Origin of the sequence: Rhizobium sp. PP-CC-3G-465 (assembly GCF_004343445.1) — a bacterium.
GTDB classification, from domain to species: domain Bacteria; phylum Pseudomonadota; class Alphaproteobacteria; order Rhizobiales; family Rhizobiaceae; genus Ferranicluibacter; species Ferranicluibacter rubi.
Window position 1 is genome coordinate 1 of the sequence record NZ_SLYH01000020.1, and the last position, 18346, is coordinate 18346.

The 18346-nt window shown below is 56.8% G+C and carries 13 protein-coding genes and 1 pseudogene; 1 reads left to right on the forward strand and 13 read right to left on the reverse strand.

The features are described 5' to 3' along the window. Positions 1-203, forward strand: a 203-nt coding sequence (locus C8J33_RS27395; RefSeq protein ID WP_207904063.1) for a hypothetical protein, incomplete at its 5' end; no start/stop codon positions are given. A gap of 406 nt (positions 204-609) precedes the next feature. On the opposite strand, the gene C8J33_RS24970 is transcribed toward C8J33_RS27395, so the two are convergent. The 13 genes and pseudogenes from C8J33_RS24970 to C8J33_RS25030 all read right to left on the reverse strand — a co-directional run bounded on the left by C8J33_RS24970 (position 610) and on the right by C8J33_RS25030 (position 18177). Then, complete coding sequence (locus C8J33_RS24970; protein WP_132665730.1) at positions 610-3384, reverse strand: DEAD/DEAH box helicase; 2775 nt, start codon at positions 3382-3384, stop codon at positions 610-612. Between the two features lie 9 nt (positions 3385-3393). Further along, the gene (locus C8J33_RS24975; protein WP_132665731.1) at positions 3394-3891 is read right to left on the reverse strand and encodes a hypothetical protein; all 498 of its coding nucleotides are present in this window, start codon (positions 3889-3891) and stop codon (positions 3394-3396) included. Then, positions 3888-7085, reverse strand: coding sequence for a DUF1156 domain-containing protein (locus C8J33_RS24980; protein WP_132665732.1), 3198 nt, complete (start codon positions 7083-7085; stop codon positions 3888-3890). Before C8J33_RS24980 ends, C8J33_RS24975 begins: the two co-directional genes overlap by 4 nt. Before the next feature lie 12 nt (positions 7086-7097). Further along, complete coding sequence (locus C8J33_RS24985; protein WP_132665733.1) at positions 7098-8087, reverse strand: hypothetical protein; 990 nt, start codon at positions 8085-8087, stop codon at positions 7098-7100. Next, positions 8087-10828 carry a DUF499 domain-containing protein gene (locus tag C8J33_RS24990; protein ID WP_132665734.1) on the reverse strand — a complete coding sequence of 914 codons (2742 nt, stop codon included), beginning with the start codon at positions 10826-10828 and terminating at the stop codon, positions 8087-8089. The genes C8J33_RS24985 and C8J33_RS24990 overlap by 1 nt, the downstream gene beginning before the upstream one ends. 3 nt (positions 10829-10831) lie before the next feature. After that, positions 10832-11119, reverse strand: coding sequence for a HigA family addiction module antitoxin (locus C8J33_RS24995; RefSeq protein WP_125335937.1), 288 nt, complete (start codon positions 11117-11119; stop codon positions 10832-10834). A 168-nt stretch (positions 11120-11287) separates the two neighbouring features. Further along, positions 11288-11549, reverse strand: a pseudogene (locus C8J33_RS25000) (hypothetical protein). A 98-nt stretch (positions 11550-11647) separates the two neighbouring features. Beyond that, a complete protein-coding gene (locus C8J33_RS25005) occupies positions 11648-13069 on the reverse strand; it encodes a phosphotransferase (RefSeq protein WP_132665735.1) in 1422 nt (473 codons plus the stop codon). Continuing rightward, positions 13050-13955, reverse strand: a complete 906-nt coding sequence (locus tag C8J33_RS25010) for an ATP-binding protein (protein ID WP_132665736.1) — start codon at positions 13953-13955, stop codon at positions 13050-13052. Before C8J33_RS25010 ends, C8J33_RS25005 begins: the two co-directional genes overlap by 20 nt. After that, a complete protein-coding gene (locus C8J33_RS25015; protein ID WP_132665737.1) occupies positions 13955-15793 on the reverse strand; it encodes an AAA family ATPase in 1839 nt (612 codons plus the stop codon). Before C8J33_RS25015 ends, C8J33_RS25010 begins: the two co-directional genes overlap by 1 nt. Before the next feature lie 22 nt (positions 15794-15815). Beyond that, positions 15816-16397 (reverse strand): recombinase family protein, encoded by a 582-nt coding sequence (locus C8J33_RS25020; RefSeq protein ID WP_132665738.1) that lies wholly within the window; start codon positions 16395-16397, stop codon positions 15816-15818. Positions 16398-16602: 205 nt separating this feature from the next. Continuing rightward, positions 16603-17382 (reverse strand): 4-hydroxy-tetrahydrodipicolinate reductase, encoded by a 780-nt coding sequence (gene dapB, locus C8J33_RS25025; RefSeq protein WP_132665739.1) that lies wholly within the window; start codon positions 17380-17382, stop codon positions 16603-16605. A gap of 39 nt (positions 17383-17421) precedes the next feature. Continuing rightward, entirely contained in the window at positions 17422-18177 is a 756-nt protein-coding gene (locus C8J33_RS25030) for a dienelactone hydrolase family protein (RefSeq protein ID WP_132665740.1), read from the reverse strand. Positions 18178-18346 lie beyond the last annotated feature (169 nt).

Consider the following 18346-nt stretch of genomic DNA (forward strand, 5'->3'; position numbering starts at 1 on the left):
CTGGGACGGAGGTGTGCGGCAGTTCCTTATCGACGAGCAATGTGATCCGGAAAGGATCGAACGCATCATGGCGGACCAGCCTAAATCATAAGCTCTGCGGCCTTCGCCGGATGGATACCATGCTTCCGCTCCTCGCCAAGGTTGAATTCACCTATCAGGTCGAGCTCGATGGCAAGGCCGGAAATGCCAGCAAGCCTCAATGAGGCAAAGCCGCGCCCTTCGGGGCGCGGCTTCTCCATCGCGCTCCCGATGCATTCGGTCCGGTCCCGTATCCGACGGCGGTTGTTGTGTATAACCGGCGAAAATCACACCTCATAACGCGTAACAAAAGCGTTTAGAGTGTCATTTCGCTCCCTCCCGGACCGACCCCGAGCTGAGTCATGACCACACACTGAAACAGCATCTCACCCGTTCTCAGGGGCTTGGGTTGAGCCTGTAGGAGGGTGATGGTCCAAAACGCTGATATGGGGCCGGCCGAGGCTCGGATTTACCCGTTGGGATATGAGATCCTGATTGCCTGGCTAGTCCCCGTTAGCGGACTAGCCAGCCTCATCGAAGATGATTTCTCAAAATCATGGTCGGCGATGCTCGGGAGGTTCCAATTATACGTCAGATCGAGGGAGTTATTTCAACATATCCGATCAGTTCGGATGAATAGCTGCCATCGCCGTTCGCTGCCCCCTTGTGTTTTAGCTCACGCTGCAAGGTTGGCTCGACGACTCGACCGAACAAATCCGCGCGTTGCTCAGGTTGGAAGGTTGGCGAAGCCGCAAGTGCATGGAGATATTTATCGCAAAGACGCTCGACCGCAGGGAAGCGCGTTCCGTCCGGATTAACGGCAATTGGCTGCACTACCACGCGACGTTCACCATTTCCCGCGGACGTTTCCACCATCCACAGCGATAGCAGCACAGGTCCTTCAACATCGCTCGATACGGCAATGCCGATCTCCTCCGGGGGCACAGTACGCCAACGCCTTAACTCCTCCTGCACCAACGGATGGTCTATCCCCATAAGTTGCAGATCATCCCGACTTGTTGCCGCCTCACGATTGAGGGTGAAGCGGGCGAGGCGGGTGCCCTCGAAGGTGACGAGATCGTATGTACTATCATCCACCTTCACAAGCTTCTGTTGGCGGTCCGCGACGGCTGCCGTGAAGAAACGCAACAGCCTATCCAAACTGGATGACACGTCCGAAAACGGCTTGTAGTCATCCAAACTGAAACCATCGAGGTCCTGAAAAAGATCGAAGACAACTTGCCTTGCTTCACGAGAATTGGAGAGAGCGGCCTCTAGTTCCACTTCGGTTCTCTTCAATTCTGGATCAGAGAGTGCATCTTGATACAGGCGATCGTAGTTCAACCGCTCAGATAACTGCCCAAGAATCTGCGCCCGCAGATCCTCCGCAACATTGCCCTGCTCGTCGACCTTGCCCACAGTCCGCGCGATTTCGGTCAGCTTCTCGTCCAGCAGCAGGAAGATGCGTCCCTCAATTGTGTCCGAGAGAACGAGGTTATAAACCTGTGCCGTGTGGCTCTGTCCATAACGGTGGATGCGCCCGATGCGCTGTTCCATGTCCATCGGGTTCCACGGCAAGTCGAAGTTAAACAAGATACGCGCGAATTGCAGGTTGATACCTTCACGGCCTGCCGCTGTGCAGACTAGCACGCGAGGTCCTTCCTTTTGGCGGAAACGACGTTCTGCCGCCGCCTTGGCCCCATGATCTCCTCCGCGTAGCACCGCAACGCCTTGACCGGGGAAGGTCTGCTCGATTTCGCGGGAGATCATGTCCACCGTACCAAGATAGGTGGCGAAGATCACGATCTTCTCGTTCTGGTTCTGTCGCCAAAGCGCCCCTAAGCCATCGAGCAGCTTCTGCATTTTAGTTTCTCGCTGAAGCGGAAACACGCCCAGAAGATCGCCAATACGCAGACGCTCTTCTGGCAGGTGCAGATTGACAACCGCGGAAGCCGCCTCTTCTGCATGCGAGGCTGAATATTCGCTGTCATAGGGATCAGAAGCCATCTCCAAAGCCTCCTCGTCCAGCTTCTTGACCAGCCTATATTTCAAATCGGCCAGCACGCGATCCACCTCGCTACGCCCAATGCTGTCGCGCGGCAAATTGAATTCTTGGTGGATCAGTTCCCGCGCCTCCTCTATCAGCCGCTCCCGACCTTCGATGTCCAATTCCTTGTCACGCAGCAACGCCTCATGCAGCGTCAGCATCAACAAGCGGCGCTTTAGCGTGCGGCGCACAGCCGCAAAGCTTGACGCGGCGATCTTCTGGAAGATCGCCATCAGGAACCCAAGTGCCCGCCCCTGGTTGCCTTGACGGCGAGCGAGATCGAAGCCGTCCTCTAGGTACTCGCGCAGCTTTTCGTAAAACAGACGCTCTTCCTGCGCCATGACAAAGGATTCGGTATGGACCCAACGCCGAGCGAACAACGGTGAGCCATCTGGTTGGCAAGCATCGGCTTTGGTACGACGGAACATCACTGTGTTGAGCCGGTGGCGGTTGTCCACCATCTCTTCGGGGCTGCGGAACAACGTCGGATTCAGCAACTGCGCCAGCATCCAGAACTGGAAATGGTTGCCTTGGTGCGGTGTGGCCGAGAGCAGAAGCAGATCGCGCGAATGATCCTTCAACGCCTCCGCCAGCTTATAATTCTCCGTCTTCCGAACCTTGCCCCCAGTACGGTAGGCAGTCAGGTGATGCGCTTCGTCGAACACCACCAAATCCCATCGCGGCGCATCTAGTAGCCGCTTGATGCGCGCCGGTCGCTTCAATGTGTCGATGCTGGCGATTAGCCTATCGTGCTTTGCAAAAGCGTTGGTCTTGCGATCAGTGATATCGCCCTCGGAGCCGAACACCTCGAAATCGAGATTGAAAACCTCGTTCAGTTCGCGGTGCCAGTTATTTACGAGGCCGGCGGGCACGACCATCAAAGCGCGGTTTAATTCGCCCCGGCTGGCAAGCTCGCGCAGGATCAGTGCGGTTTCGATGGTTTTACCCAACCCCACCTCGTCGGCGATTAGATAACGCCGAGGTGAGGCCGTGGCGATGCGGTGAGTGAGCACAACCTGGTGCGGTAGGAGGTCGATCTTGGCTGAGGTCAGAGCTGAGGCGCTTTCCATCACAGGAAGTGCGTGCGCTTCGTAAGATAGCCACGCCTTGCGACCGCGCTCCGTGCTGCCCTCCACCGCCCGCAGGATGCGTTCGGTGCGCGTTAGCTCATGCCGCAGTGAAGCTATCGGGACACGGCGTTCGCCGACACTGAAGAAGGCCCGTAGATAGTTATCACGAGCCTGCTCAAGGACGACGCCCTGACCATGCTCGTTATGGGTGATGCGCTCACCAGGTTGGAAATGAACCTCTGCCGTCACGCCACCACCTCACGTTATCCGCAGGTGGAACAAACCCGCCGACTTACCGCCATCGCGCAGCAGGATCTCCTGCGGATATTCGTTGGCCTGCCCCCACAGAACGCGGCCGAAGTCGATCTGATGGCCATGCGGCGCATGGCACAACCAGCTCACCTCATCGGTGGCTGCCTGCGCCTTGATGCGGTTGTGGCCGCTGGGCAACCAGAAGGCCAGCGCGGCGTCGCCTTCGTACTCGTCCTGAAAGGAAAGGATCGCGGGTTTGATTGCGTCACCCAGCCACGCCTCTGCATCCGCTGGGGTAAGCAGGTCGAGGCTACCATCCAGCCCTGCAACCACCAGCGTCTTGCCCCCATTGCTTGGTAGATCGTCCGGCCAGTTGCCAACCGCTCGTAGAAACTGTCGCAGGCTCCAGACCTCGCTGGCCGCACAAATCTGGTTGCGGGCTTCCTCGTCCCACACCCAACTGGCGCCGCGTCGCTGCCATACCGTGTCCAGCACTTGCCTCATCGCGCATAATCCTCATCGTCACCGAAAAGAGACGCCTGAATGGGTTGAGGCGCTTGGCTGGATTGCCAGGTCTTGTAGATCGACACTGCCCGGGAGGCTGCGTTGCGGGTGGCCTGGTCAGGGCCATTTCGGTGAAGCCATTCCAACAGCGGTCGCAACGCGACGTGCGGCTTGAAATTTTCATTTTTCAGCGTATCCGAGGCATTGATTCCGCTGTTTTCGGAGCACGCGCCGATGAGCACCAGCGCCTGGTCCATATCGGACGTCAGGCGGCGACGGTGCTTGCCAGACCATTCTCGAGCGAACTCCAGCGGGTCGACACGTGTGAAGACCTTGTTCTTCTCTGAGCACCAGCCGCGCTGCACAAACTCGTCCGGCGTGGTGATAGATCCCTTCAGGAACTTCTGCAATTGATCGCGCTGGAGATCGACCGCGCTGCCGAAGGTGCGAAGAAACTGGCGCGTAATCGGCTCGGCGTTGACCGGCGACGGCTCCTTACCCTTGTCTGCGTCCTCGTCGATCAGTTGATTGATGCCCACCAGCGCATCCTTGACGGAAATAACCCGGCCTTCATCGACGTATACCTTACCGTAGTGGCGCGAGAAATATTCCAGCGCCTTGCCACGTCTTATCACCTGGAGGTCTGCAGCGGGGAGACCTTCCTTAGCGTGGTTTTCCAGCATGGCCTGCAATTGGCGTACATCTGCCATCACTTCACGCCGCATCCGCCCCCAGCTCACCGGCTGCGGATCCTCCGTGCGTTTCCGGCAAACATGGATGATATCGTACTCAATAGTCTTCGAACCGAACTCGCCTTCGCCCTTAGTTTCGTCGGACCGAATTGGATAGGTCGCTTCGAGGTAGTAGCCAGCGTCGAACAGCGATTCCAGCACCGCCACCCACGGTTCGTCTTCACTGTGGTGGAACGTAAACGCAAGAATGCCGCCTGGCTTCAAAATACGATGTGCCTCACTCCAGCACTGGGTAAGTAAACGTCGATAGAAACCATCCGCGTCTTCGGGCTCGCGTGCTTTGTTGGCGACCGCTTCGAGTGATTTCGGAACAAACTGAGGGGTGAAACCGCCCGGATACTTATCTTTAAGTGCGAGTCTGAGCCAAACATAAAAAAATTCCGACAGCTCAGAGTAATGGAGCAGACCGCCAAAAGGAGGATCGGTAATCACAAGGTCGATGGTGTTGTTTGCAATATGGCCAAGATCAGTCGACGAGCATTGTTGAACTTGCGCGCCGGCTAGATAGTCACCTGGATAAACTTTTTCGCTCTTTCCGACCGAGATTAACTCCGGAGTCGATTTTTTTAAGTTCTCAATGGCCACTAGTTCCCAAGGATCTTTGGCCCATTCACCTCCTTCAATTATTGGTGTCACCGCCGACCGCCAAGGTCCGTATCCAGTTGGGCAAAAGACCCCCACTTCAACTATGGTTGGCTTTGGATGGAAATTATTGTTCGAAAGTGCCGGCGCGTAGTGGTCCTTCGTGATGTGCCAAAATGAAAACATATTCTGATTGCGAACATATTGCTGAAATGCCCCAAGCACGTACTCACGAACCTCCCATGGATGATCGCCAATATTCAGAATCGCTTTCAAAATTTGCGTATGAACCAATAGCTGCCGAGGGTTGAACATGTCTGACCAATTCAGGTAGCCGTGTTGGGGTAGTGGTTGGCGCTGGTGGGTCATGTGACCGAAAGGAATCTCGCTTCTTGGCCAATATTCCTTGAGATCTGCGTTCTTGCGCTGCTCCCACTCCGCTTGGGCAGCATCTAATGCACTGGCATTAGTGACAGGAAGGAAGAAACGCCCCCCGTAGGGATTTCCTGCTGATTGGAGTTTTGGCGAGTAGCCCTGTAACGCATAAACACTTGCTGGGGCAGTTTTCCTTGTTGCTTCAATCGACGTAACTATAGGTTGCACTGTGCCGCACGCTGCGCACGCAAAACTTCCGGTCTTCGGAACATTACCTACACCCGAGCTGAAAGTGACGTTCGTTACAGGACAGGTCACTTCATCCGGTAGTGGGCCACGCACCTCTAGCAAACGAACCTTTGATGCCCGTTCCTCATTCCAAAGCGCAGAGGATGCTGAATCGTCTTGAGCCGAGCCGCCGAATGATTGCCCGTTAATGTCTTGCTTGGCAGAACCAGCAAGCCATTCTGGATGCACGAGGAGGCTGAGCTCGACCCTCTTGCTCTTGCTCTTGCCAAGGTTAACGAGCTCCATATGGCCGCAGTGCGGACACACCACGCCCTTGCGCCGATCAAGAATAGAGAAAGGATGTTCAGAAGGAGCCAAGTACAGCGGGACATCGGGTGCCATCCGTGCGGCTGCTTCCTCGACATGGAATTCGGCGCCGCACTCGCCGCAGCTATGTTCCCAATGCTTGACGGTAAGCGTCTTCACAGCCATCACCGGGCTGGCCATGATCGGTGTGCGGTGGCCGCAGCCGGTCACCTGACAGGGCCCATGCTTTGCCCAGAAAGTGTAAATGGCCTCTGGCCCTTCATACTTGTAGTCCTTGCGCTCATGGCGCGGGATCGACAGCGGATCGAAATCGGCGCGCATCGCCTTGTTGGTCGGCAGATGCGTCCACGTCCCTTTTTCGCCTTCAGGGCCGTCGCAATAATAGTACGGCATAATCTGCGGTTTAACTTCTGCCTCAATGTCGGCGAGAAGTTTCTTCACCTCGCTCAGATCGACATCGGCCAATTCCTGCTTAACCACGAACCAGGCTACCGGGTTCAGGTCGTTGCCGATCATCTGCATCCCGAGGCGCGAACCTTCTACCAGGGTGGTGCCGCCGCCCATAAAGATATCGGCAACTTTGAGGTTCTTGAACGCCCCCTTCTTCTGGTGATTGGCGTAATAGTTGTCCCACACCAGCTTCGCCGCATGCGAAGGATCTTCCGGCGCTCTGGTCGCCGCTGCAATCAGCATCGAGCGGAACACGCTGGATCGCCGTCGCGCCCACCACTTAGACATTTGGTAGATGGGCTTGCCCGCATTCCCTTCTATCACTGCGACCTGGTTGACCGGCAAAATCGGGAAATCGACCTCAAGGCAAGTCTTAGGGCGGTTCGGATCGTTAAAATCGACAGTTTCGAGTGCAACAGTCTTGCCTGCTCCGACAGCTCTGGCGACCTCTTGTGCGAGTATTTCTTTCTTTGTGGCCATTAACCGTAATCCTTACTTGGTCAGCTCGACGAAGGGCGACAACACCTCTAACAGGGATAGGCCGCCATGCGTAAGCGTAGGGTAGCCGCCGGGGCTGCGCCATTTCCTGCGGCCTAACGCCAATAGGTACGCGCCGTGCGGGCTGTCGATTTGCAGCGCTACGGGCGGCACGAAAGGGCCGGTATCACCTGCACCAACCTTGCTGCGCCCGCTAGAAAAGGTCTGTTTGAGAAACTGACCGACCTCGCCGTCCGCATCTGGGAAATATCCCGTTGCGGCATAGCCGTGATCGGAGGTGATAACCAACCGCCGTCCGGTGGCAAGGCGTTCTACAAACGCCCAGAAATCATTGCTAGTTAGCTGCTCGACAGCATTTCGCGTCAATGGTTCCAGCCCCTGGCCGGCACCCGAGCCATCGTGCAGTTTGGCATCGGGCCAATGGTGCCAGAAGATTTGATTGGGCGCGTTGCCGATCAGCGCCTCGCAGTCCTTCCACGGCAGATCGACAGTTTCCGTCTGCGCCGGTTGCAGCCGATGAGCCAGACCGCCGCCATTGTTTTGGAGCTTGCTGCGGCTGCCGAAGCCGAGGGCACGTGCGAATTGGTCGGTTTCGCTCGGCAGTTCGGAACCGTGGGCGCTAACCTCATGAAGCGTAAAGCCGCGCTCGTTGGCCCCTTGCAACAGCCATGGTAGTTCGCGTAGCGAAAGTCCATCGAGGATCAGCAGAGCCTTGGCGCTGAAAGGTTCCGCCCACCAGCGCCCCAATCGATCCGAAGTCCGTTCGACGCTGCCACCGAAGGCCCGCCACAAATCCCAAGCGCTGGATGACAGGAACAGATCCAACTCACCGATTTCGCGGTCGCGCCTGACGACCTCGCTCGCCGCATTGGCTACGGCTAGGGGCTTGGATGTCACCTCGACCACGTGGTTGACAATGACCCGCCAAGCATCGGTTTCCGTGCCTTGCTCAAGAGTGTGCAGTGTACTGACCGACAGGGCCATTAATCGCCTTCCTTTTCAAGGTTCAGCTCAAAGGTCATGCCGTCCGGCAGCTTCCTGAGCAACTCCTTGAGCTGCGCGCCGGTGGCGGCCGACACCTTGATCGACACATCGGCAACGCGGGTGGCTGGTCCGATGCCCCAACTCTCAATCCTGCCGATCAGGTTCAAGGGCGAGGTAGCCGGATTGGCGAGGGGGATGCGCGATGGAGCGGTGGGGCCGCCGCCGCCAAAGATCCCGCCCGGCGCGGGATTGGGAGGAGAACTGGTGTCATCGCCCTCCGGCATCGGCGGTGTGGGAGGCGTCGGCAGAGCCGTACCGTCGCCACCGAAAAGCCCGCCTCCTGCCGTCGTCGTTGGCGATGACTGAGTAGCCCCGCCCGTTACGGACACGGCGGAGGGCAACATCACGAACACATCGTCGAGATGCCGCCCCGTAAGCGAAAGCTTGGGGCGTAGGCGTCGCCATGCCGTATCCTCATCCTCGCCCAGATGGGTTTGCAGATACTCCATCCCGCGCACGTTGAGAGCGATCTTGCCCCTGGCACACAAGCGCAGTAGGCGCTCTTTCATCGCAGTTTCGCCTAGCCACGGAATACAGTCTTGGCCAGCGGGGCGCGGCTCTTGCAGCTCGCGCAGCAGCTTGCCGACCGCTTCGTTGTTGTTGGCGAACTCGATCACCAACTCTTCGAAGTCCTCGGGGACAAAGAGATCGCTGGTCAACGCCTCTTCGATTGCCTCGGGGATCTGCGACCCTTGTTTGTCGAGACGCTCGACGCTGAATTTGCACTGCGCAGGGTCAGCGAAATTCCAGCGCGACAGGACCGCGAAGCGGTCGAACCGCTTCTTAAGATTGTCGCGCAGGGTGCTCTCAAATTCCTTATGCAGCTTCCTGTATTCAGGATTTTGGCCACCCCACTCCTGCGCCTTCATTTCGGCTCGGGCAAGAATAAGTAGCTCGCGATCCAGAAAAGCATTTGTGCTGCCGGCACGTGGCAGCAGAAAGCGCACGGTATTGCGGCGCTTCTGCAATTGCTCCTTGAGCCAACGCCCCAATGTGGCATCGAGTTTGTCCGGCTCCTCGGGCAGCACTAGAATAGGAAGGCGGTCGTCCCATCGGTCAGGATGCTCCACCTCATCGAGCAGGGTCCACGGATCGTTGGCCCAATTTCTCGGCAGAGCGATCACGCGAAAAGTCTTGGCAACCTCGTCGCTGCCAGCAATGACGTAGCGTACCTGTTTGGCTAGCTGCGCTTGATCGGCTCCATCGGCGAAAAGCTTGTCGTTGCGCGCATAAGCGATCACTTTGGCGCGCGGGTTTTCCTCCTCCCGGAACAGCAGCTTGGCGCCTTCGTGGTGTATGTTGAAACTGTTCTCAACAATGGTCGCAAGTTCGACCTGAAAAGCGTTGTCATCCACCGGCTTGTTGCGGGTGATGTCCAGTTGCAGCATGGCTGGCTCCGCTCCTGCGAGATTGCCTACGGCAATTGAGCGTAGCCATAACGCGCCGACGATCTCTTGCAGATGTGGCACGACACTGGCGTGATCATGCCTCGCTTCCGTCACTGAGATGATATTCTGCTGCGCCTTCTCGCGCAGCGTGCGGTGATGCTGGTTGGCGACAGCTTCTAGCAATGCACCGATGCCCGAAGAATCATCCTCCAGCCGGAAATCGGCGGCGGTGAGCAGCGGGGCATTCTCGCCACGGCTCTTGAACAGGTTCGCCAAGATTCGGATCAGATCGCGCGTTTCCTGCGCGTCGGTGGCGATAAGCACCTGCTCTTCGAGCAAGCGCAGCAGATGCGGGGCGTAGGGCCAGGACTCAGTGAATTCCTGACGTTTGCGCTCCTGCTCGGCCGGTGGCACGTCAAGAAGACGGAACGACTCGGAAACGTGCTGCGCGACGAGCGCTTCAATGGTGCCATTGGCGATCTGAAGACGATTGTCGAACAAGCGGTGCAGTAGCATCCGGCGACGATCCTGCTGGATGCGCTCTGCGCTACCCCCCGCTTTGAAATCGATGGCTACCGGGTTTACGCGATGTACCTGCTGATATGCGTCACTGCCGCCATTCCGCACCGAAATCACTAACACCAAGAGGTCAGGGCGTTCTTTAGCAATCTCGGAAAGGATCTGGATAAAGTTGAACGCCCAATGCTTCCACGGATATTGCTTGGTATTCGTCAGGCCATCGTACCACGTCTGAAATTCGTCCAGAAGCAGCATCGTAGGCTTGTGCTCTAACAGCTCCATAATGATCTTGTCGGACGGAATTTCAGTCTTGGATGTGCCCTGACCTTCCCATTTTCCCTTGATGAAAGACCCATGGGGATGGTTCTCGAACAGCACATCCCACAGGAACTTGTAGCGCTGACGGTGTAGGCTTTCGCCGATGACGTGCATCCCGTCACGCAGCGCGATGCTGCCGATGGTCGGTTTCGCCAACTTTGTGGCCCACTCCTTGAGCCATCCCCCTGTGGATGTGGGATCAGTCACCGCATGATAGAGTGCTGCCATCAAGTGCGATTTACCGAGACCGCGGTCTCCGATAACGACTACAGGGCGACCTTGGTTAGGGCCTACCGCCTCAATCCCTTTCAGTAGGTCATGAGTGGGGTAAGTAATTTCGAGAAACTGCTTAGCAGCAATCTGGGTCGCCCCCGTTTGCTGATCATTCGACAGTTCGATGGCGGTGCCTTTGAGACGCTTCCCCCGAAATTCCTCTCTTAAAGTTAGCCCTAACATGACCTATACTCCACCTTCCGCGGTTGAAGCACGGAAAGGCTCAACCCTGATTTCATTTGCTCGACGCATGACCTCCGCCAACTCATGATCGAGCTGCCGCACCAACCATTCGCGGGCTGGTCGCCCGAAAGCTTTCTCTAAACGGAGCGCCATCTCTGGCGAGATACCCGAGCGCCCGTTAAGCAAATTACTGAGCGTCTGCCGATCCACGCCCAAGACTCGCGCAGCTTCGGTTACGCTCAAGTTATGCTTATCAAGGCAATCTTTTCGAACGAGAGACCCTGGGTGCATTGGCTTAAGAATCCGAGCGACTTCCACCGTAGGTAGCCATATATTGATAATCGACACTCGACAAGAACCTGCGGACTAGACCATTCTTTTTACCCTTTTCGGATAGTCATAGCTGCTCTCATCGTGTCAGAGCGTTGCAGGTCCCCATATATGTGATAATGTCCTTTATCAGCCATCTAGGTTTTTGATCGGAAAGATGTCTTCGCCATAGTGATGAAGCCTCGTATGATGCCGTCGGCATATCCACCGTACCCTTAAAGGGTCTTCGGATTGGTCATGATGGGCATCGACCGCCTCGGCTCCACACACCTCACACCTTTGCTTTTCCAGCTCGCCTGCCTTTAACTGCCCGCTGCACAGCAAGGTGAGCATCATATTTGTCCGGATTGGCACGACGCCAATTCGCTTGACGGGTATCGGTTTTCAGCATGGCTACATACTACCTTTTAAGGCTGTGTACTCGTCAGAGACGTACTTATGTCATGGCTTCGTGTCTTCTTTGTTTGCTTTTGGGTGCAACAGACAGCCCTACGTTAGCTTCGCTATAATGCCTTGGAGTAGGCGTAAGGTGATATCGGAGTGGACCGTCTCATATTTGAGTTGCCGAACGGCGAAGGCATAGCCGGCGGACAGAACATCTTTGTCACCTGCACCAACGTCATGAGCCCAATCTCGGCAAGCCTCGATGACTGCACCAAGAGGATTGCTCGCGATGTAGCGATCAATGTTCGGCCAGTTTTCAACAATCACCGCCAGGTCTTTCGAAAAACCAAGCCGCACTGCCTCCGGATGAAACAACAGACTCAGCTCTAAGGTCACCGGATCAATACAGGTATAGCCTGGCCCAACATCTCCAAAATCGATGATAACCACCCCACCATTGGCATCAACGAGAATGTTGCCACCATGAAGATCACCGTGGATGCAACTGATCGAAGCGCGGAGCTTCGAGGTCTCCGTTGGCATGACGTTGTCGATCGCAAACTTCTTGCAAATCGCTTCAAAATCGTCGTCATTCACCACGCGGCGACGAATGTCGTGGATTCCGACCTCCTCCACGTGACTGGCTTGCGACCAGCGTTCGAGACCCACCCGGATAGCCTTGACTATGGTTGCCGCGTATTTCGGATCTCGGGCGATCACATCGAACAAGGTCTCACCATTGTCATCGGCCAGTGTATAGAAAAGGCCGGCATCTCCTCCTACCCCCTTATCGATGGTGCAAAACACTGGAGGAAACGCGCCAATCTTCAATCGCTTAACGTGCTGTTCATAGGCCAAGCTCTCCACCTCGACCGAATTGTTCGTTCCAAGTTTTCCGGCACACACAGCGATATGTTTGCCGTGTTGATCCTTGGCGATCGCGCGAACCACCCGGGCACTGGAAAGACCGCCACTGAGAGATTTGATCTCGCAAGATACGCCACCGGCCTTCCGACTGAAAATCTTCAGGATGCGCTTTTGCTTTGGGGTCAAACCGAGATCTCGCCCCCGGGTATCTAGCGCCAAGTCATCTGTTTCGGCGATCGTTGCGGCAAGCTCGCTAACGCGTTCAATAAGCTTATCGACCTCTTCTTTGAGGAAGTAATCGACCGTGTTCGTCGCCTTACCATCACCCCACAGGTCGATATTCTCTCCGAATCGAGCGAGCCGGCGCGAAAATTCGTCCGGTTCGGATCCCGTGAGAATGAAGGTTGGGGTTCCTGGAGCGATCTTGCGCACCTCGTGGAAGACCGTCTGACCATGCTCGGCAGCGATGTCAATGCTACCCTCCTCGGCCGGAATGGTCAGGTCCAACACGACCAGATCGAAAATGTACTCGTCGAATGCAGCGAGCGCCGCATCTCGTGTCCGGACGTGGACCACCTCCGAAACGCCCTTCAGCTCCGCAAGCAGGGGACGGATCTGGGTTACGAACGTTTCATTGTCTTCAACGAACAATATGCGCATCACTTCGAAACCACCTCAGCTCAAATCTCGCGCCACCGCTCGATCCATTGGTCAGATAGACATCACCTTCCATCGTGCGCATCGCATGCTGCGCCGTGGCCAGGCCGAAGCCAATATGATTTGCTTTGTGCGTTATTCCCATTTTCATAGCCGACGCCGGGTTGCCTTTGAAGCCCGATCCGGAATCAATAACAGCCAACCAATCCTCCGAGCCAGCGCGACCCCAGTTGATAATGATGGCGGGTGCCCGCGTCTCGGCGTTTTCACTCGCAGCCTCGGCAGCATTTCGAAGTCCATTGCCGATCGCCAACAAGAGGCGATCGCGATCGGCCACGACTTGGAATGGCGTCGTGCCAGCCACTGCAATGAACCCTCGACTTCCCTCTTCCAACATCGAAATCGCTTCCGAGATTAGCTCGTCGATATCGAAAGACGAATACTGTGGCACAGCGGAGGCAGATTTGAGTTCCCTGACACCGCGCAGCAACGAACTAAGCATCTCGATCAGCTTGCGGGACTCAGAGTCTTCATAGTTATTGACCTCGCGCGGAAGTCTTACCCGAAGGGCGCCGATGATAGGCGACAATTCATGAATGATCGTGCCGGTGACCTCTTCGACCGCCTCGGCTCGAATGTCTCGCATCAAATCCGCGGAGGGCTCGACGGCCTCCGCGACATCGGCCGGCGAGTTCATGGCAGTCGATGTCGCCCGCTCGATTGCCCGCGTCAAGGCCGTGCGAATCCAACGAATAGGCTCGTTCTCATATGACCGTTGAAGCTGGTCCAGGTCGTTCTGCCGCGCGTTTAAAGCCATGAAGCGTGCGCCCCGAAGACGTATTTCGAGCTCAGAGGACTGAAGGGCGCTGAGAGCTTCTGCCGTATCCATTAATGGTGATGATCCTCGTAAAACTCCGCGCGACGTTCGAAAGCTTCGCGGCCCCCCTCCATGACCTTGGTTATCGCTTCGACGGCCTCTATGGCGTCGAGAGGCTTACAGACCTGCACAAATCCGTTCCGTCCATCGGACGACAACTCGATTACCAGTTCCGCCCCACCCAGAACAGGAATGTTGGCATTGTGGGTCGACAAGATGATTTGTGTTTCAGTTTTCCGGTTTCGTAGAGCCTTCACCACCGTTGTGGCGATGTAAGCATTGTCGAGGTGGTCTTCCGGCTGGTCGATAACCAATATTCTTTGACTGTGCTGGAGCACCATCGCCAAGATCACGGTGCAGCGTTGGCCAGCCGATAGGCTCTCGATGGGTTTGTATTCCAGGCCATCGAGCAGCAACATTTTGACATTGTCTTCAATGTCGGAGGTGACAATGTCGGCCACGCCATTGTCACGAAGGTGGCCAAGAAGTCGTGCGGCACGATCGCGGGGTAACTGCGCTGCCTCGGCGAGGCCGGTGTAATCGTTATTGTCCACAAAGCGTATAAGCTCTCTCGGGCTGATGCGATCCGAGATGATGTCAGCAAGATCATTGTACTTCATCCCGCTTCCACGCAGAGCGTCAGTCACGGCTTTCGCGTATTCACCAAATTGACCGAGAGGCTCGACCTCGATCCTGATTTGGGGAGCAAGTGCGGCACTGATTTCCTCCGCTGCCTTGGCTCGGTTTTGATATCTCTTGTTTCGAACGGTCTCCAACTCCACCAGCCGCTCGTCGCGGCGAGAACGGAGCTGTTTCAGTCGTGTTTGTCGATCCTGGACGATCTTCGCTTTCGCTTGTAACTGGCCCAACGCGGTCTGTGCTTGTCCCAGCTGTCGAGCAACGACCCCAGCACCATCGGCGACTTTACTAATTTCAGCACGAAGAGAGCGGGCTGTTCCATCATTTTCCAGCCGCCGCTTCTGAATCGGTTCGCGCTTCGCGCTGGCCGCGTTACTGAGACCGTCGAAATGGCTCGATATGGCACGTACTGAATCGACGAGCTTGGCATACCGGTCACGAAATTCGCCCAGCGGATCGGCAGTTTCGTCTCCGTCCCAGCCCTCCAGCCCGAAATCGTCGTCGACTAATGCTGCCAATTGCGTCGCCCAATTGTCCGCCGTCGTTTCGAAGCGACCAAGCATTTCCTGCTCGATTGCCAGGGAGGTCGTTTTGGCGACCACACCCCCGAGGGCTTCCTGTTTCGCGGCCATATCAATAGAGGTCGCTTTGAAGGCCGCTTCTTGTGCGACCAATTCCTTGATCTGATTGGTAATCGTGGTGATTTGATCGAGGCCGGAGCTCGAACTCACGATTTCTGCTTCAAGGCTATCGATCTCCTTGAGAGCCGATCTGACAGCGCTGATAGCGGCGGCCTCTTCTGACTTCTGAGACCCGCGTCCGCTCACGAAGCTGTCTAGCAAACGAAGTCTGCCGGCATCGCTCAATCCAAGCGTTTCGATCTCAGTCTGTGACAAAACAAGTGGGGGTACGAATTTTTCCTGGGCTCGCGGTTCATCATCGCCAGCGCCGCGGCTAACGACGATTGTCTCGAAGAGGTCCCCCAGGCTGACGCTGACCTCACCGCCATTCAGTATTGCCTGTGCATGGGATGCAGAGCGCTTCTCCGCTTCCGAGGTATGATTGCGCGCGGCCAGCGCGAACCGTATCAGCTCAATGATGGATGTCTTCCCGGTGCCCCTCGCCCCGATGATGACATTCAGGCCTGCCGCGAACTTTAGGTCGAGGCCGTCAAGAAACCCGCCCTCGACCTGCATCCGCTCTATGTGCAATTTCCCGCCTCCGAAGCTGACATTACGTCTTGTTTTCTAAATTCATTACTGCCGGATCTGGCATGCGTCGCTTGGCTTCATAAACTGTCGATCTTGCGATGCCCAACTCGCGCGCGATAGCTGTCGGCTTTTTCCCCTCGGCGAGGAGCTTGCCAACCGTTAGTGGGTCAACCGACGGCCTTCGCCCTTTATAAACACCGCGCGCCTTCGCCGCTTCGATGCCTTCGATTTGTCGCTCGCGTCGAAGGTTGGTTTCGAATTCCGCAAAAACACCCAACATATCTAGGAACGCCTTGCCAGCTGCCGAAGACGTATCGATCGCCTGCTCTGTTGCCCTCAGCGCCACGCCTTTCGATTTCAGGTCGCGCACGATATCTTGGAGATCGGCAACGGACCGCGCGAGCCGATCAATGCGGGTCACAATGAGCGTGTCACCATCGCGAAGGAACTCGAGGAGGGTCACCAGCTCACAACGCCCCGCACGCCGCGCACCGCATTTTTTCTCAGAACGAATTACGTCGCAACCTGCCGCGCGCAACGCTGCCTGCTGGACAGCTAAATCCTGACCGGCCGTGCTCACGCGTGCATATCCATAGGTAGCCACAAGAAACCGCCCGGTTTGAGTCTAGACCACCCGAACATATCGTCCGACAACCCAGAAAACAACCCTATTCGGACACAGAATTCGTCTGAAATGGGCGTCCGCGAGCGCTGTCGCAAAAATCCCCCGCCAACACTGGACTTTTGCGTATCACATTTGCAACGAAGATTTCTGAGCGACTTAGCCAGGTGCAATCCGGGCCGGAAAGTCAGAACTTGCTCGACAATCCTAAGACATCTTGCATGTCATATTCACCGGGCGCTCGCCCTACGATCCAGCGCGCGGCGGCCAACGCGCCGCGCGCGAACATGCCGCGATCGAGCGAGGAATGAGAAAGTGTCACCACTTCCTCGCCGGCCGCAAACAAAACGCTATGCTCCCCGACAATGCCGCCGCCCCGCAGGACCGAGAAGCCGATCTCCCCGACCGAGCGCTCGCCGGTGATACCGTCACGTCCTCGTCGCTCGACAGATGCGAGCGAGACGCCACGGCCGCGCGCAGCTGCTTCCCCTAGCATCAACGCCGTGCCAGAAGGGGCGTCGATCTTCCGCCTGTGATGGGCCTCCAGAACTTCGACGTCCCAAGCTTCGGCCGGGAACTTGTCTGCGACTTGGGCGACAAGGCCGACCAGCATATTCACGCCGATTGAGAAATTGCCGGAACGCACAATTGGAACTCTGCGTGCCGCCTCACCGATCCGGGCGACTTCCTCAGGCTCAAATCCGGTCGTTCCGATCACCAGCGCCGGCCTGCCTTTTTCTGCGCACAGACCGGCCAGTTCGGTGGCGGCGCTTGCCGCTGAAAAATCTAAAATCACATCCGCCGCCTCAAGAGCGGTCGCACGATCAATAAACCCATCGCCTTTGCTGCCGGTCCGCCCGAAGCTGCCGACATGCGTAAAGGCCGGATCGGTCGCAAGAATCGAGATGACGGCACAGCCCATGTGACCCTGAGCACCCGCAACGGCAATTTTTATACGTGAGGTCAAACCATCTCCTTGTCGCAAAATTCTCGAAACCTGCTACGCCTATCGCGATAGGTGCGCAGCCAGGAATTCAGCCGCGCTCTGGTGCGCTGCGCCGGCATTCCGGGTTCCCGATCTCAAGAAAAAGTCGTGCGCACCGCCCTCGTAAACATCAAGAGTGACAGGTTCGTCAAGATGCTGCGCCATCTGCTGCAACTCACGGCCGATCGACACCGGAAACGTCTGGTCGGCGCTGCCCCAAATCAAAAGCAGGGGCGGCAATGAGCGGACAGGCTGCGAATAGCCGTTCGGGAAACCGCCATCGACCAGCACCAGGGCGTCAATATCGCTTCGCCCGACCGAAGCCGCAGAAGCGATTTGCGCGCCAAGGGAGATTCCAAGAACTCCGACCTTGCCGCCATGGCGCGGTTGATTCTCGAGATGAGAAGCCACGCCTCGAACGGCGGAAGTCCAGTCAGGCAACCGCTGCGCATAATAGGCTATCCGCGCCCGCGCGCTGCCCGCCGTGGCGATGGCGTCGATATCGCCCGCCGACAGGACATGAACGAGATAGGCGTTCAAACCCGCCGCCCGGAACATCTGCCCGATCTCGCCGTAAACAGTTGCTCCAAAGCCCTTGCTGCCGCTCAAGATCAGAACCGCCGGGCAGGTCGCGTTCGCGCAATCCCCGAAGCTCTCGACTAGAACCCCACCGCTGGCCGTCGGCACGGTGAATTGCTGTCGAGCCGATTGAGCGTTGGCCCCTACCGGGAAAAAGGAAATGGCTAGGGTCGCGATGACGATATTGAATAGGCGCATGAACCTGTCTTGTGTGCTTTCGTCGCAAAATTACCGAGTTTTTTTGGGATTTTGCATCCGACTTTTACGACGCCCAAATCTGAGCCGCCCGCTTGCCAGAAACAACATTCCGCTTTTGTTCGTCAAGTTGGCCATTTTCGCAGTTTCGGGCCGACTGGGCCTTCATTGA

Coding starts and splice junctions, on each gene's coding strand:
- C8J33_RS24975 (WP_132665731.1), bottom strand. CDS start 3,891: ATGAGGCAAGTGCTGGACACGGTATGGCAGCGACGCGGCGCCAGTTGG.
- C8J33_RS24980 (WP_132665732.1), bottom strand. CDS start 7,085: ATGGCCACAAAGAAAGAAATACTCGCACAAGAGGTCGCCAGAGCTGTC.
- C8J33_RS24985 (WP_132665733.1), bottom strand. CDS start 8,087: ATGGCCCTGTCGGTCAGTACACTGCACACTCTTGAGCAAGGCACGGAA.
- C8J33_RS24990 (WP_132665734.1), bottom strand. CDS start 10,828: ATGTTAGGGCTAACTTTAAGAGAGGAATTTCGGGGGAAGCGTCTCAAA.
- C8J33_RS24995 (WP_125335937.1), bottom strand. CDS start 11,119: ATGCACCCAGGGTCTCTCGTTCGAAAAGATTGCCTTGATAAGCATAAC.
- C8J33_RS25005 (WP_132665735.1), bottom strand. CDS start 13,069: ATGCGCATATTGTTCGTTGAAGACAATGAAACGTTCGTAACCCAGATC.
- C8J33_RS25010 (WP_132665736.1), bottom strand. CDS start 13,955: ATGGATACGGCAGAAGCTCTCAGCGCCCTTCAGTCCTCTGAGCTCGAA.
- C8J33_RS25030 (WP_132665740.1), bottom strand. CDS start 18,177: ATGCGCCTATTCAATATCGTCATCGCGACCCTAGCCATTTCCTTTTTC.